This is a genomic window from Stenotrophomonas sp. P5_A9 (assembly GCF_056400525.1).
The window spans coordinates 1-13,005 of the sequence record NZ_JBFULC010000011.1 but is presented as its reverse complement, the minus strand read 5'-3'; the positions used below and the strand labels follow the sequence as shown (position 1 = coordinate 13,005).

At 67.8% G+C, this 13,005-nt stretch carries 12 protein-coding genes; 10 read left to right on the top strand and 2 right to left on the bottom strand.

The features are described from left to right. The first annotated feature begins 28 nt into the window (after nucleotides 1-28). From AC1DR7_RS05250 to AC1DR7_RS05215, 8 genes are all read left to right on the top strand, one after another. Nucleotides 29-994, top strand: a complete 966-nt coding sequence (locus AC1DR7_RS05250) for an NAD-dependent epimerase/dehydratase family protein (RefSeq protein WP_478052772.1) — start codon at nucleotides 29-31, stop codon at nucleotides 992-994. An 87-nt stretch (nucleotides 995-1,081) separates the two neighbouring features. Continuing rightward, nucleotides 1,082-1,804, top strand: coding sequence for a glycosyltransferase family 2 protein (locus tag AC1DR7_RS05245; RefSeq protein WP_457318182.1), 723 nt, complete (start codon nucleotides 1,082-1,084; stop codon nucleotides 1,802-1,804). Next, nucleotides 1,804-2,145, top strand: a complete 342-nt coding sequence (locus AC1DR7_RS05240) for a lipid-A-disaccharide synthase N-terminal domain-containing protein (RefSeq protein ID WP_256776297.1) — start codon at nucleotides 1,804-1,806, stop codon at nucleotides 2,143-2,145. Before AC1DR7_RS05245 ends, AC1DR7_RS05240 begins: the two co-directional genes overlap by 1 nt. A 132-nt stretch (nucleotides 2,146-2,277) precedes the next feature. After that, complete coding sequence (locus AC1DR7_RS05235; protein WP_457318183.1) at nucleotides 2,278-4,062, top strand: DUF885 domain-containing protein; 1,785 nt, start codon at nucleotides 2,278-2,280, stop codon at nucleotides 4,060-4,062. Nucleotides 4,063-4,162: 100 nt separating this feature from the next. After that, nucleotides 4,163-4,531 (top strand): DUF2946 family protein, encoded by a 369-nt coding sequence (locus tag AC1DR7_RS05230; RefSeq protein ID WP_457318184.1) that lies wholly within the window; start codon nucleotides 4,163-4,165, stop codon nucleotides 4,529-4,531. Nucleotides 4,532-4,588: 57 nt separating this feature from the next. Beyond that, nucleotides 4,589-5,881: a TolC family protein gene (locus AC1DR7_RS05225; protein WP_457318185.1), complete on the top strand. Its 1,293-nt coding sequence runs from the start codon at nucleotides 4,589-4,591 to the stop codon at nucleotides 5,879-5,881. Beyond that, entirely contained in the window at nucleotides 5,878-6,858 is a 981-nt protein-coding gene (locus tag AC1DR7_RS05220; protein WP_457318186.1) for an efflux RND transporter periplasmic adaptor subunit, read from the top strand. The genes AC1DR7_RS05225 and AC1DR7_RS05220 overlap by 4 nt, the downstream gene beginning before the upstream one ends. Nucleotides 6,859-6,896: 38 nt before the next feature. Next, nucleotides 6,897-10,073, top strand: coding sequence for an efflux RND transporter permease subunit (locus AC1DR7_RS05215; protein ID WP_478051146.1), 3,177 nt, complete (start codon nucleotides 6,897-6,899; stop codon nucleotides 10,071-10,073). Nucleotides 10,074-10,498: 425 nt separating this feature from the next. Here AC1DR7_RS05215 and AC1DR7_RS05210 read toward each other — a convergent pair whose 3' ends face one another. Together AC1DR7_RS05210 and AC1DR7_RS05205 are read right to left on the bottom strand one after the other, a co-directional pair. After that, a complete protein-coding gene (locus tag AC1DR7_RS05210) occupies nucleotides 10,499-10,651 on the bottom strand; it encodes a PIN domain-containing protein (RefSeq protein WP_256776289.1) in 153 nt (50 codons plus the stop codon). Nucleotides 10,652-10,812: 161 nt separating this feature from the next. Further along, complete coding sequence (locus tag AC1DR7_RS05205) at nucleotides 10,813-12,045, bottom strand: glycosyltransferase (RefSeq protein WP_457318188.1); 1,233 nt, start codon at nucleotides 12,043-12,045, stop codon at nucleotides 10,813-10,815. Between the two features lie 284 nt (nucleotides 12,046-12,329). On the opposite strand from AC1DR7_RS05205, the gene rpmB reads away from it, so the two are divergent. Together rpmB and rpmG are read left to right on the top strand one after the other, a co-directional pair. Further along, on the top strand, nucleotides 12,330-12,566 hold the full coding sequence (gene rpmB, locus AC1DR7_RS05200; RefSeq protein ID WP_005411638.1) for a 50S ribosomal protein L28: 237 nt from the start codon (nucleotides 12,330-12,332) through the stop codon (nucleotides 12,564-12,566). A gap of 10 nt (nucleotides 12,567-12,576) precedes the next feature. Continuing rightward, on the top strand, nucleotides 12,577-12,744 hold the full coding sequence (gene rpmG, locus AC1DR7_RS05195; protein ID WP_172407465.1) for a 50S ribosomal protein L33: 168 nt from the start codon (nucleotides 12,577-12,579) through the stop codon (nucleotides 12,742-12,744). Nucleotides 12,745-13,005 lie beyond the last annotated feature (261 nt).

Genomic DNA, 13,005 nt, shown 5'->3' with positions numbered 1-13,005 from the left:
TGTCCACAGCAATTTCCAGGACCCTGCCATGACCGTTCTTGTCACCGGCGCCGCCGGCTTCATCGGCGCCAACACCCTGCGTGCCCTGCTGGATGCCGGTGAAACGGTGGTCGGGCTGGACAACTACAACGACTATTACGACCCGCAGATCAAGCGCGACCGCGTGGCCGCGCTGTGCCCGGATGCCGATATCCGCGTGCTCGACCTCACCGACCGGGACGGCCTGGCCGCGCTGTTCGATGAGGTCAAGCCGACCCGGGTGATCCACCTGGCCGCGCAGGCCGGCGTGCGCTATTCGCTGGAAAATCCGTACGCCTACGTCGACAGCAACCTGGTCGGCTTCGTCAACATGCTCGAGCTGTGCCGGCATCGCGGCGTGGCGCACCTGGTGTATGCCTCCAGCAGCTCGGTCTACGGCGACTCGGCCACGCCGCCGTTCTCCGAAGACCAGCGCATCGACAAGCCGCGTTCGCTGTATGCCGCCACCAAGGCAGCCAACGAACTGATGGCCTACACCTACGCGCAGTTGTATGGCCTGCATGCCACCGGCCTGCGCTTCTTCACCGTGTACGGTCCCTGGGGCCGCCCGGACATGGCGCCGCTGCTGTTTTCGCGCGCAGTGCTGGCCGGACGCGTCATCGATGTGTTCAACGACGGAAAAATGCAGCGCGATTTCACACATGTTTCCGACATCGTGGCCGGTATCCTCGGCGCGCTGGCGCATCCGTCCGGCGAGGACGTGCCGCACCGTGTATTCAACCTCGGCAACCACACGCCGATCGAGCTGGAGCATTTCATCGGGATCATCGAGGCGGCCGCAGGACGCCCGGCGCACAAGGTCTACAAGTCGATGCAGCCCGGCGACATGGTCCGCACCATGGCCGACACCCGTCGCGCCCATGACGCATTCGGCTATGAACCGGCCACGCCGATCGAGCAGGGCCTGCCGCCCGTGGTGGCCTGGTGCCGCGACTATTTCGGCGATCACGCCTGACACACATCTCCCAATTCATCTTCGGATAACCTCGGGAGCGGAAAATGCGCGCTCTTTTTCGATCCCGGCCCTTCGCAGAGCCCGACCATGAGCCAACCCCAGTTGTCGGTCGTCGTCCCGGTCTTCAATGAACGCGACAACGTCACCCCCCTGATCGAGGAGATCACCGCCGCCCTGCGCGGACGGATCGACTTCGAGATCGTCTACATCGACGACCATTCGCGCGATGACACCCTGGCCGTGCTGCAGGGGCTCAAGGCCGCCAACCCGGAATTGCGGGTGCTGCACCACGTCAACCAGAGCGGGCAGAGCACCGCCGTGCGCACCGGGGTGAAGCATGCACGCGCGCCGTGGATCGCCACCTTGGACGGCGACGGGCAGAACGATCCGGCCGACATCCCCAAGCTGCTGGCCGCACGTGCGGCCGCCGCCCCGGAGGTCAAGCTGTTCGCCGGTTGGCGGGTCAACCGCCAGGACTCGGGCAGCAAGCGCTGGGCCAGCAAGTGGGCCAACGCGATCCGCGCGCGCATGCTGCGCGATGACACCCCCGACACCGGCTGCGGCATCAAGCTGTTCGAACGCGCCGCGTTCCTGGACCTGCCGTACTTCGACCACATGCACCGCTACCTGCCCGCGCTGATGCAGCGTGCCGGCTGGAAGACCGTCAGCGTGCCGGTCAACCACCGCCACCGCACCGCCGGGGTGTCCAAGTACAACAACCTGGGCCGGGCGCTGGTCGGCATCCGCGACCTGCGCGGGGTGGCCTGGCTGATCACGCGCAGCAAGCGCACCGCCGTGGAAGAACGCTGATGGAGCTGCACTGGCTCGACCAACCGTTGACCTGGCTGTACTGGACCGGCCTGCACGTAACCGGCTGGAAGCTGATCGGCTATACCGGCGCGCTGATGTTCGGCGGCCGCTGGCTGGTGCAGTTCGTGGCCTCCAAACGCGCCGGCAAGCCGGTGATCCCGCGCCTGTTCTGGTACATGAGCGTGGTCGGCAGCCTGATGACCCTGAGCTACTTCCTGTTCTCGGCCAAGCAGGACTCGGTGGGTGTATTGCAGAACCTGTTCCCGGCGTTCACCGCGCTGTACAGCCTGAAGCTGGATATCGCCCACCGTGGGTGGAAGCGGGACAAGGCGGCGCATTAGGGCGGGGCGACGGAACGCGTTCCGTCAATGCCACCCCCAGGTTCATGGGGCCCGGCAGGACCTTTGAACCATGCGCAGGGCCGCCGCCGGGTGCCATCATCGGGGTTTGCCGTCTCCCGGGAACCCCTGATCGTGAAATCACCGCTCGTCACCGCGTTGCTGCTCGCCCTGGCCCTTCCTGCCGGCGGCGCCCTGGCCGCTGCGCCGGCCGCACCGACCACCGCCCCGGCCAGCCTGGCTGTTGAAAGCCCCGCCGATGCGCAGTTCCGCGCCATCTACGAAAAGGAATGGAAGTGGCGCCAGGACGGCGGTGGTGCGGCCAGCGAGGATGAAGACGGCCCGGCCAACGCCACCCGCATGCCCGACGTGGGCGAGGCCGCCCAGCAGGCGCGGCTGAAGGTCTGGGACGACGTGCTGGCCCAGCTGGACAAGGTCGACCGCAAGGCGCTGTCGCCGGACAACCAGATCAACTACGCCATCTACCGCGACCAGGTGTTCAACCTGGCTGCCGAGGTGCGGCTGGGCGGCTATGAAATGCCGTTCAACGCCGACTCCTCGTTCTGGTCGAGCCTGTCGTTCATGGCCCGCCGCGAGATGAAGACCGCGACGGATTACCGCAACTACATCGCGCGCCTCAACGATGTGCCGCGTTACTTCGACCAGCAGACCGAGAACATGCGCGCCGGGCTCAAGCGCGGCTTCAGCGTGCCGCGCGCGGTGCTGGACGGCCGCGAGGTCTCCATCGCCACCGTGTCCGAACTCAAGGACCCGACCGCCTCACCGCTGTATGCACCGTTCAAGAAGCTGCCGGCCAGCATTCCCGCCGCCGAGCAGGCGCAGCTGCAGGCGCAGGCACGCCAGGCCATCAGCGACAGCGTGGTGCCGGCGTTCGGCAAGCTGCGCACCTTCTTCGTCAGCGAGTACGTGCCGCAGGCGCGCACCACGCTGGCGGCCGAGGCGATGCCCGGTGGCGAGGCGTATTACAAGCAGCAGATCCACCAATACACCACGCTGGACCTGACCCCGCAGCAGATCCACGAGATCGGCCTGAAGGAAGTGGCGCGCATCCAGGAGGAAATGAACGCGATCATCAAGCAGGTCCAGTTCAAGGGCAGCTTCGCGCAGTTCCTCACCTTCCTGCGCACCGACCCGCAGTTCTACGCCAAGACCCCGGACGAGCTGCTGTATCGCGCCGCGTGGATCTCCAAGCGCGTGGACGGGGTGATCGGCAAGTACATGACCCTGCCGCGCGCGCGCTTCACCATCGTGCCGGTGCCGCCGGACATCGCCCCGTTCTGGACTGCCGGGCGCGGTGGCATGGGCACCTACTGGCTCAACACCTACAACCTGCCGGCGCGACCGCTGTACAACCTGCCGGCGCTGACCCTGCACGAGTCCGACCCGGGCCATGCGCTGCAGGGTGCGCTGGCGGCCGAGCACGGCGACCAGCCCGAGTTCCGCCGCACCGCCTACATTTCCGCCTACGGCGAGGGCTGGGGCCTGTACTGCGAGAAGCTCGGCGTGGAGATGGGCATCTACGAAACCCCGTACGAGGATTTCGGCCGCCTGACCTACGAAATGTGGCGCGCCGCGCGCCTGGTGATCGACACCGGCGTGCACCACAAGGGCTGGACCCGCGAGCAGGCCATCGCCTACCTGCGCGACCACACCGCGCTGAGCGAGCATGAAGTGACCACCGAAGTGGACCGCTACATCTCCTGGCCGGGCCAGGCGCTGAGCTACAAGCTGGGCGAGATCGCGATCGTGCGCCTGCGCGCCCAGGCCGAAAAGGACCTGGGCGACCGCTTCGACGTGAAGGGCTTCCACGATGCCGTGCTGCAGCAGGGCTCGGTGCCGCTGCCGGTGCTGGAGCAGCAGATCCAGGCGTACATCGCCCAGCGCAAGGCCGCTGGCTGAGTACAACGGGGTCGGCCGCGCCACGGCAGACCCCGCCAAGGTGAACCCATGCCGGCGGCTGCGATTGTGTAACGCGCAAGCCGCCGGCTACCCTGCCGGCATGTTCCGTTCTGCCCGCCCGCATTCGTCCCTGCTGCTGCGCCTGCTGATGCTGGTCGCGGTCGGCCTGGGCGTGTTCGGCACGGCGACGGCCTCGGCACTGGCCGACATCCACATCAGCCTGCATACCGATGCTGCGCCCACCGATGCGGCCACTCCGGGCAGCAGTGATCCCGATGCGAGTGACGGTGACCTGTTGCACGCGTTGGTCCATTGCGGGCATTGCCATGGTCATGGCGGCGTCCTGCCGATGGCCTCGCTGCCGTGGCTGCTGCCCACCGCGCCTGCGCACAGCGTGCCGGTCGGGTTGACCGCGCAGTTGCGCACCCAGCCGCCCGAGAGCCTGCTGCGCCCCCCGATAGCGTCCTGATGCCTTGCGGCCACGCGCCGCCGTTGTCCATCTGAACCGCTATCTGGAGAGTCCCCCATGTGGATGCGCATGGCAGCCCTGGCTGTCGTTGCGTTCGTGCCGTGCGTGTATGCGCAGGGTACGGATACGCCTGACCCGTTGACCCTCGACGCCGCCATCGCGCGCGTCGCCCACTATCACCCCGACCTGCGCCTGGCCGACGCGCAGCGCCCGATCTGGGAAGCCCGCCGCGATGCGGCGGCGCTGACGCCGCCGCTCACCGTCGGCGTCGAGCTTGAGAACGCGCTCGGCACCGGCGATGCCAGCGGCTTCCGTACTGCCGAGCTGACCGTCACCCTGGCCGGCGTGCTGGAACGTGGCGGCAAGCTGGACGCGCGTCGTGCAGTGGCCCAGGCCAACATCGACAGCCTGGCGCCGCAGCGCGAGACCGCACGCCTGGACCTGCTGGCCGAGGTCGCCCGCCGCTACCTCGCCATCACCGAGGCGCGCCAGCAACTGGGCATCGCCACCACCGACATCGAGCAGCGCAAGCGCGCGGTCGCCGCCGCGCGGTTGCGCCTGCAGGCCGGCGCCTCGCCCGAATCGGTACTGCTGACCGCACAGGCGATGCTGGCCCAGGCTGAACTGGACCGCGATCGGGCCCGCCAGGCCGACCAGTCCGCACGTGCCGCCCTGTCCGCGCTCTGGCGGCAACGCAATCCCGGCTTCAACGTGGTCACCGGCGACCCCATGCAGCTGCCGGCCCTGCAGGACTTTGCGGTGTTGGCCGAGGAACTGCAGCGCACCCCGGAACTGGCGGTACTGGCCGGTGAACGGCGCATCCGCGAGGCGCAGGTCCAGTTGGCACGCACCGCCGCGCGGCCGGATCTCAGCTGGCAGGTCGGAGTCCGCAACAACCGCGACAGCCGCGACAGCGCCTTCGTGGCCGGTTTCAGCCTGCCGCTGGGCAGCGTCGCGCGTGCCGCGCCGGAGATCCGCGCCGCCGAGGCCGAGCTGGCGCTCAACAGCGTCGAACGCGACGCACGCGCCCTGCAGCTGTACGCCACGCTGGCCGAGGCGCACGGGCGCTACCTGACCGCGCAGCTGGAAGTCACGCGTATGGCGCGCGATGTGCTGCCGCAGCTCAAGCGCGCCGAAAACGCCGCCGAGAAGGCCTGGCGCGCCGGCGCCATCAGCTACATGGAATGGGCGCAGCTGCAGGCCATGCGCATCGACGCGCGCCAACGCCAGCTCGATGCGGCCATCGCCGCACAGACCGCGTTGATCGAAATCCAGCGCCTGACCGGCCAAAGCATGGTCGCCGCCAGCGACACCCCCACGCCCCACGTGTCCACGGAGGACCGCCGATGAACCGTTCCGCACACCGCATCGCGCTGGCCGCCACGTTCCTGCTCGCTGCACTGGCCCTGACCGGCTGCGGCAAGGACGCCCCTGCAGCCGGCCCCGCCGACATCGACCCAGGGCACGCCGAAGCGGGCCACACCGACGGCGAAGACGACCATGACGCGCCGGAGCGCACCACCATCGCCGCAGCCATGGCCGAACAGGCGGGTATCCGTGTGGCCCCGGTCGCCGCCGGCACCATCGCCGACGAACACGACGTGCAGGGTCTGCTGACGCCCGTCGATGGCCGCGTGGCGCAGGTGATGGCGCGCTTCCCCGGCCCGATCCGTTCGCTGCGCGCCAACGTCGGCGACAGCGTCCGCGCCGGCCAGGTGCTGGCCAGCATCGAGAGCAACCTCAGCCTGACCACCTACACCGTCAGCGCGCCGATTGCCGGCGTGGTGCTGGCGCGGCAAGCGCAGGTTGGCGGCGTGGCGGGCGAGGGCACGGCGTTGTTCGAGATCGGCGACCTGTCCACGCTGTGGGTGGACCTGCATATCTTCGGCAACGATACCCAGCACATCACCGCCGGCGTCCCGGTCACCGTGTCGCGCATGACCGACGGTGTCAGCCAGACCACCACGCTGGAACGCGTGCTGCCCGGCACCGCCACCGCCAGCCAGAGCACCGTCGCCCGCGCCACGCTGCGCAACGACGATGGCCTGTGGCGGCCCGGTGCGGCGGTCAAGGCACGCATCGTGGTGGCGACCAAGCCCGCCGCGCTGGTGGTGCCGCTGGCTGCGGTCCAGAGCATGGACGGCAAGGACGTGGTGTTCGTGCGCGTCGGCGATACCTACACCGCCCGTGCGATCACCCTCGGCGCGCGCGATGCCGGCCAGGTCGAAGTGACCGATGGGCTGAAGACGGGCGAAGACGTCGTGGTCGAACAGAGCTACGTGGTCAAGGCCGACATCGGCAAGGCGGGGGCATCGCATGAGCATTGATCGCGTGCCGCGCGCGTCGCACCGCGGAGGACGCTCCCATGCTTGAACGCATCATCGGCGCCTCCATCGCCCATCGCTGGTTGATGATGACCCTCACCGCCGTGCTGGTCGCGGTCGGCATCTGGAGCTTCACCACGCTGCCCATCGACGCCACCCCGGACATCACCAACGTCCAGGTGCAGATCAACACCGCCGCGCCCGGCTACTCGCCGCTGGAGACCGAACAACGCATCACCTACCCGGTGGAAACGGTCATGGCCGGGCTGCCGCGCATGGAGCAGGCGCGGTCGCTGTCGCGTTACGGGCTGTCGCAGGTCACCGTGGTGTTCGAGGACGGTACCGACATCTACTTCGCCCGCCAGCAGGTGGCCGAACGCCTGCAGCAGGTGAAATCGCAGATTCCCGACGGCCTGGACCCGCAGCTGGGCCCGATCTCCACCGGCCTGGGCGAGATCTTCATGTACACCATCGACGCCGATCCAAAGGCACGCAAGCCCGATGGCACGCCGTACACCGCCACCGACCTGCGCACCCTGCAGGACTGGGTGATCCGGCCGCAGCTGCGCAATGTGCCCGGTGTTACCGAGGTCAACACGATCGGCGGCTTCCAGCGCCAGGTGCATATCACCCCGGACCCGGCGCGGCTGCGTGCGCTCGGCTTCACCCTGGAAGACGTCGCGCAGGCGGTGGAAGCCAACAACCAGAACGTCGGCGCCGGCTACATCGAGCGCAACGGCCAGCAGTTCCTGGTGCGCATTCCCGGCCAGGTGGCCAACCTGGAGGAGATCGGCAACATCGTGCTGGCCCGTCGCGAAGGCGTGCCGATCCACGTGCATGATGTGGCCGAGGTCAAGGATGGGCCGGAACTGCGCAGCGGTGCGGCCACCCAGAACGGCCACGAGGTGGTGATGGGCACGGTGGTGATGCTGATCGGCGCCAACAGCCGCGATGTCGCCCAGGCCGCGGCGGCGCGGCTGCAGCAGGCGCAGGCGAGCCTGCCCGCGGGCGTCACCGTCACCGCCAGCTACGACCGCACCGCGCTGGTGGACCGCACCATCGAGACCGTGGCCAGGAACCTGGTCGAAGGTGCGCTGCTGGTGATCGTGGTGCTGTTCCTGCTGCTCGGCAATTTCCGCGCCGCGCTGATCACCGCGGCGGTGATTCCGCTGGCGATGCTGTTCACGTTGACCGGCATGGCCCGCGGCGGCGTGTCGGCCAACCTGATGAGCCTGGGCGCGCTCGACTTCGGCCTGATCGTCGATGGCGCGGTGATCATCATCGAGAACTGCCTGCGTCGCTTCGGCGAACGCCAGCACGCCCTCGGCCGTGACATGACCCGCGCCGAACGTTTCGCCGAAACCGCCAGCGCCACTGCCGAGGTGATCCGTCCCAGTCTGTTCGGCCTGGGCATCATCACCGCGGTGTACCTGCCGATCTTCGCGTTGTCCGGCGTGGAAGGAAAAATGTTCCATCCCATGGCGATCACCGTGGTGCTGGCACTGACCGGTGCGATGGTGCTGGCGCTGACCTTCGTCCCGGCGGCGATCGCGCTGTTCCTCGGCGGGCACGTGCAGGAGAAGGAAAACCGCGTGATGGCTTGGGTGCGCCGGCGCTATGAACCGCTGCTGGCGTTCTCGCTGCGTCGCGGCCGCTGGATGGTGGCCGGTGCACTGGTGCTGGTGGTGGGCTGCGGCCTGCTGGCCACCCGGCTGGGCAGCGAATTCGTGCCCAACCTGGATGAGGGCGATGTCGCCATGCACGCCATGCGCATCCCCGGCACCAGCCTGACCCAGTCGATCCAGATGCAGAAGCAGATCGAAAACCGGCTGATGCAGTTCGCCGAAGTGGACAAGGTGTTCTCCAAGATCGGCACGCCCGAGGTAGCCTCCGACCCGATGCCGCCGTCGGTGGCCGATACCTTCATCATGATGAAACCGCGCAAGGACTGGCCGGACCCGCGCAAGTCGCGCGCGGCATTGCTGGGCGAACTGGAAGAAGCCGTGGAGCAGTTGCCGGGCAACAACTACGAGTTCACCCAGCCCATCCAGATGCGTACCAACGAGCTGATCTCCGGTGTGCGGGCGGACGTGGCGGTGATGCTGTTCGGCGATGACCTGGACACGCTGCTGGCGGTGGGCCAGCGCATTGCGGCGGTGGCGGGCAAGGTGCCCGGTGCGGCCGATGTGCGGCTGGAGGAAACCAGCGGCCTGCCGCTGCTCACCGTCACCCCCAACCGGGCCGCGCTGGCCGGCTACGGGCTCAACCCGGGCCAGGTGCAGTCGACCGTGGCCACTGCCGTCGGTGGCCAAGTGGCGGGACAGTTGTTCGAAGGCGACCGTCGCTTCGACATCGTCGTGCGCCTGCCCGAAGCGTTACGCCAGGACCCGGCCGCGCTGGCCGACCTGCCGGTATCGCTGGAGACCGCGCTGGCCGGCGACGCCGACGAATCCAGCCGCAGCGGCAGCTGGAGCAGCGGCAGTGCGCGTACCGTCCCGTTGCGCGAGCTGGCCACGCTGGGCAACAGCGAAGGGCCGAACCAGATCAACCGCGAGAACGGCAAGCGTCGCATCGTGGTCACCGCCAACGTGCGCGACCGAGACCTGGGCGGTTTCGTCACCGAGCTGCAGCAGACCATCGGCCGCGACGTGCAGGTGCCCAACGGCTACTGGATCGAATACGGCGGCAGTTTCGAGCAGCTGATCTCGGCCAGCCAACGCCTGGCAATCGTGGTGCCGCTGACCCTGATCATCATCTTCGCGCTGCTGTTCTGGGCCTTTGGTTCGGTCAAGGATGCCGCGATCGTGTTCAGCGGCGTACCGCTGGCACTGACCGGCGGCGTGCTTGCACTGGCCGCACGCGGGATCCCGCTGTCGATCTCCGCGGGCGTCGGTTTCATCGCGCTCTCCGGCGTGGCGGTGCTCAACGGCCTGGTGATGATCAGCTTCGTGCGCAGCCTGCGCGATAGCGGATTGCCGCTGGCCGACGCAGTGCGCGACGGCGCGCTCGGCCGCCTGCGTCCGGTGCTGATGACCGCACTGGTGGCCTCGCTGGGCTTCGTGCCGATGGCCTTCAACGTCGGCGCCGGCTCGGAGGTGCAGCGTCCGTTGGCCACGGTGGTGATCGGCGGCATCGTGTCGTCCACGTTGCTGACGTTGCTGGTGCTGCCGGTGTTGTACCGGTGGTTGCATCGGAAGGAAGAGGCTGGACCGGCCTGAATCGAACGGCGGCACGCCTTGCCGCGTGCCGCCATGCCGACGCCAAAGGCGGCGTCACCAATGCGACGGCTTGTCGATGGGCTTTTTCCCGGTCTGGATGCGATCTGGCAGCTGGCATGCTGCCAGTTCCTCGTCGCGAATGTGGCTCCGCGCCCAGTGCGCCTTCGCCGATAGTGATGACATCATGTTCCGGTGGGAGACCGCGCCGTCCTCTGGAGGACGTCGTGGCGTAATCACTCCAAGCCGGATGTGGGGAAAATCTGCTTTGATCGCACGAAGCATGGGTTCCACATCGCTTGTGTGTCCCCCATCGTTTTCTGGAAGCGGGCGCCATGTCGGGCCTCGTGCCCGCGCAGGAAGCAGTCCTGGGCGATGGTCGATGCATTGCCATGCGTCGAGAACCGGGCCAGGCAGAACGCGCTGAACTACCTGACCAACGTCACCTGGGACTCAGGATCCTGTTCGTGGAGCAAGCGGTGGAACAGCGCCACCCTGTCGATCCACTTATAGCGCGTTCCCCGGATACGGCCGTAGTAGAAGTTGTAGCCATCCATGTAGACGGCGGTTGCGTTGATCATGCACACGTTCCTTCGGGCATGAAAAAACCGCCTTGCGGCGGTTTTTTCGTCCCAAGCCGTTTAGCCAACTGAATGACGACGGCGAGGGCGGGGGCGTGCATCCATTACGGCAGCCCCTGCCGGGGAGGTCAAATGACCGGGTCACACTCTTTCATGGCAGTTCAACCTTGTTGTCGAGTCGGTATTCCCACCAACTGCCGGTCGATCAGATCGACTGCGTTGGCCACGCCGTTTTCGCTTTCCATCCCCCTGCCAAGTGCAGCCGCCCGCTCACGGGTCCCGGCGCGTTCGACGAAACCAATCGCATTTGCCAGGGTGTCGTGATCCAGCCGCTTCGGCGACAACGCTGCCGGTGCTACCCCCAACTGCTGCAACCGATCCGCCCAGAAGAACTGGTCGGCGGCGAACGGCATCACCAGCGAGGGCACGCCGGCGCGGCAGGCCGAGTGCGTGGTGCCGCTGCCGCCGTGGTGGATCACCAGCGCACAGCGCGGGAACAGAGCCTCGTGCGGGGTGGGGCCGACCACGAACACCTGCGGCGGCAGAGTGCCGCTGGGCACTCCGGCCCAGCCGGGAAACAGCAGCACCCGGCGCGGTGCCAGCGCCTGCAGCAGGGCGGGCAGCACATGGTCGCGGTCGAAGCCGGTCATGCTGCCAAAGCCGAGGTACACCGGCGCCGGTCCGGCGTCGAGGAAGGCCTGCAGGTCCGCCGGCGGTTGCCAGGCCAGGTCCGGGGCGCGCCATTGCCCGCAGATGCGGTGGTCGGCGGGCCAGTCCGCGGGCGGCGGCAGCAGGCTGGGCGAGATGCCGTACAGCATCGGCAGGTCGCGCCAGAGCGTGCGTCGCGGCGGCATGCCCAGCGCGCGTCGGGCGCGGTTGATCGGCCCGCGGAACGTCCGCCAGACCGCCTGGTTGACCAGCGTGTAGCTGAGCCGGTTGAGCGCGCCGGGCAGGCGTAGCCGTGGCAGGAACGGGGACAGGAACGCGCGCGTGGGGGTGAGCGGGATCATGCCGGTGCCGATCACCGGCAGGCCGTGGCGTTCGGCCACGGACATGCCCACGAACGCGGCGAGCCCGCCGGTCAGCACCGCATCGCAGCCGGCGGCCGCCGCGTCGGCCTGGCGCATCCACGCCGGCACGTGCTGGCGGGCCATCCGTGCCAGCCCGCGCGAGGCGGCCAGGGTGTCGTTGCCGCGCGATACCAGCGCCACCACCTCGTCATGGATGTCCCCTTCCAACGCCGCGTGCGGCACCCCCAGGTCGCGCGCGCTGCCGAGGGTGTCGCCTTCGGCCAGCAGCAGCACTTCGTGGCCGGCGGCGATCAGGCCATGGCACAGCATCACCAGGGGGCGGGTGTCGCCTTCGGTGCCATAGGTCAGGGCGAGCAGCCGCATGGGTGGGGTCCGGGTGGGGGAGGGCCAGTATTGCCGCCCCGGTGCAGCGGCGGCGCGAACAGGCGGGCCGGGCGCGCCCTGTGGACAACTTGCGCAGGCCCTTGGGCTGCGGCATAATGCGCGGCTCGCTGTGTCCAGAAACCTTTGGATCGGTGGCCGGGAACACGTCATCCGGCCTGCCCTCGACAGCGTAACCCTTTGATTCTCATGACGTGTGGCGGGAAACCGCCGAGGCCGCCGTCGCCCGGGCTATGGGCTGACAATTACTTTCATCGAGGTGCGCAATGTCCCGCGTATGCCAAGTTTCCGGCAAGCGAGTGCAGACGGGTAACAACGTCTCGCACGCCAACAACAAGACCCGTCGTCGTTTCCTGCCCAACCTGCACGAGCGCCGCTTCTGGGTTGCCAGCGAAAACCGCTGGGTCAAGCTTCGTGTTTCCGCGCATGCCCTGCGCACCATCGACAAGAACGGTATCGATTCCGTTCTGGCTGAGCTGCGTGCGCGCGGCGAAAAGGTCTGAGGAGTAAATAATCATGGCAGGCAAGCGCGACAAGATCCGTCTGATTTCGACGGCCAACACTGGCCACTTCTACACGACGGACAAGAACAAGAAGAACACCCCCGGGAAGATGGAATTCCTGAAGTACGATCCGGTCGTGCGCAAGCACGTCCTGTACAAGGAAGGCAAGATCAAGTAATCCGCAAGGATGCTTGAGCTTCCCCGAAAAAGACCCGCCCTCGTGGCGGGTTTTTTTTTGGTTCTTCTCTCGTCTGCGTGGTGAAAACCAAGCGCGCTGCGAACCTTTTCATGCGCGGTCGTCGGTGGGCCGGGCGCTGGGCCCCCATGCCCTTTCCGGCGAATGTCCCCCGGCCGCGATGCGGCCTCCTCCTTTATTTCGCCTCCAAGGGCATGGGGGCCCAGCGCCCGACCCACCGACCAGCGCCCGACCCACCGACCA

What these genes read in the sequence shown, in the direction of transcription:
- AC1DR7_RS05215 (WP_478051146.1), top strand. Translation starts at nt 6,897, where the DNA reads ATGCTTGAACGCATCATCGGCGCCTCCATCGCCCATCGCTGGTTGATG.
- AC1DR7_RS05250 (WP_478052772.1), top strand. Translation starts at nt 29, where the DNA reads ATGACCGTTCTTGTCACCGGCGCCGCCGGCTTCATCGGCGCCAACACC.
- AC1DR7_RS05220 (WP_457318186.1), top strand. Translation starts at nt 5,878, where the DNA reads ATGAACCGTTCCGCACACCGCATCGCGCTGGCCGCCACGTTCCTGCTC.
- AC1DR7_RS05240 (WP_256776297.1), top strand. Translation starts at nt 1,804, where the DNA reads ATGGAGCTGCACTGGCTCGACCAACCGTTGACCTGGCTGTACTGGACC.
- AC1DR7_RS05205 (WP_457318188.1), bottom strand. Translation starts at nt 12,045, where the DNA reads ATGCGGCTGCTCGCCCTGACCTATGGCACCGAAGGCGACACCCGCCCC.
- AC1DR7_RS05225 (WP_457318185.1), top strand. Translation starts at nt 4,589, where the DNA reads ATGTGGATGCGCATGGCAGCCCTGGCTGTCGTTGCGTTCGTGCCGTGC.
- AC1DR7_RS05230 (WP_457318184.1), top strand. Translation starts at nt 4,163, where the DNA reads ATGTTCCGTTCTGCCCGCCCGCATTCGTCCCTGCTGCTGCGCCTGCTG.
- AC1DR7_RS05245 (WP_457318182.1), top strand. Translation starts at nt 1,082, where the DNA reads ATGAGCCAACCCCAGTTGTCGGTCGTCGTCCCGGTCTTCAATGAACGC.
- AC1DR7_RS05210 (WP_256776289.1), bottom strand. Translation starts at nt 10,651, where the DNA reads ATGATCAACGCAACCGCCGTCTACATGGATGGCTACAACTTCTACTAC.
- rpmB (WP_005411638.1), top strand. Translation starts at nt 12,330, where the DNA reads ATGTCCCGCGTATGCCAAGTTTCCGGCAAGCGAGTGCAGACGGGTAAC.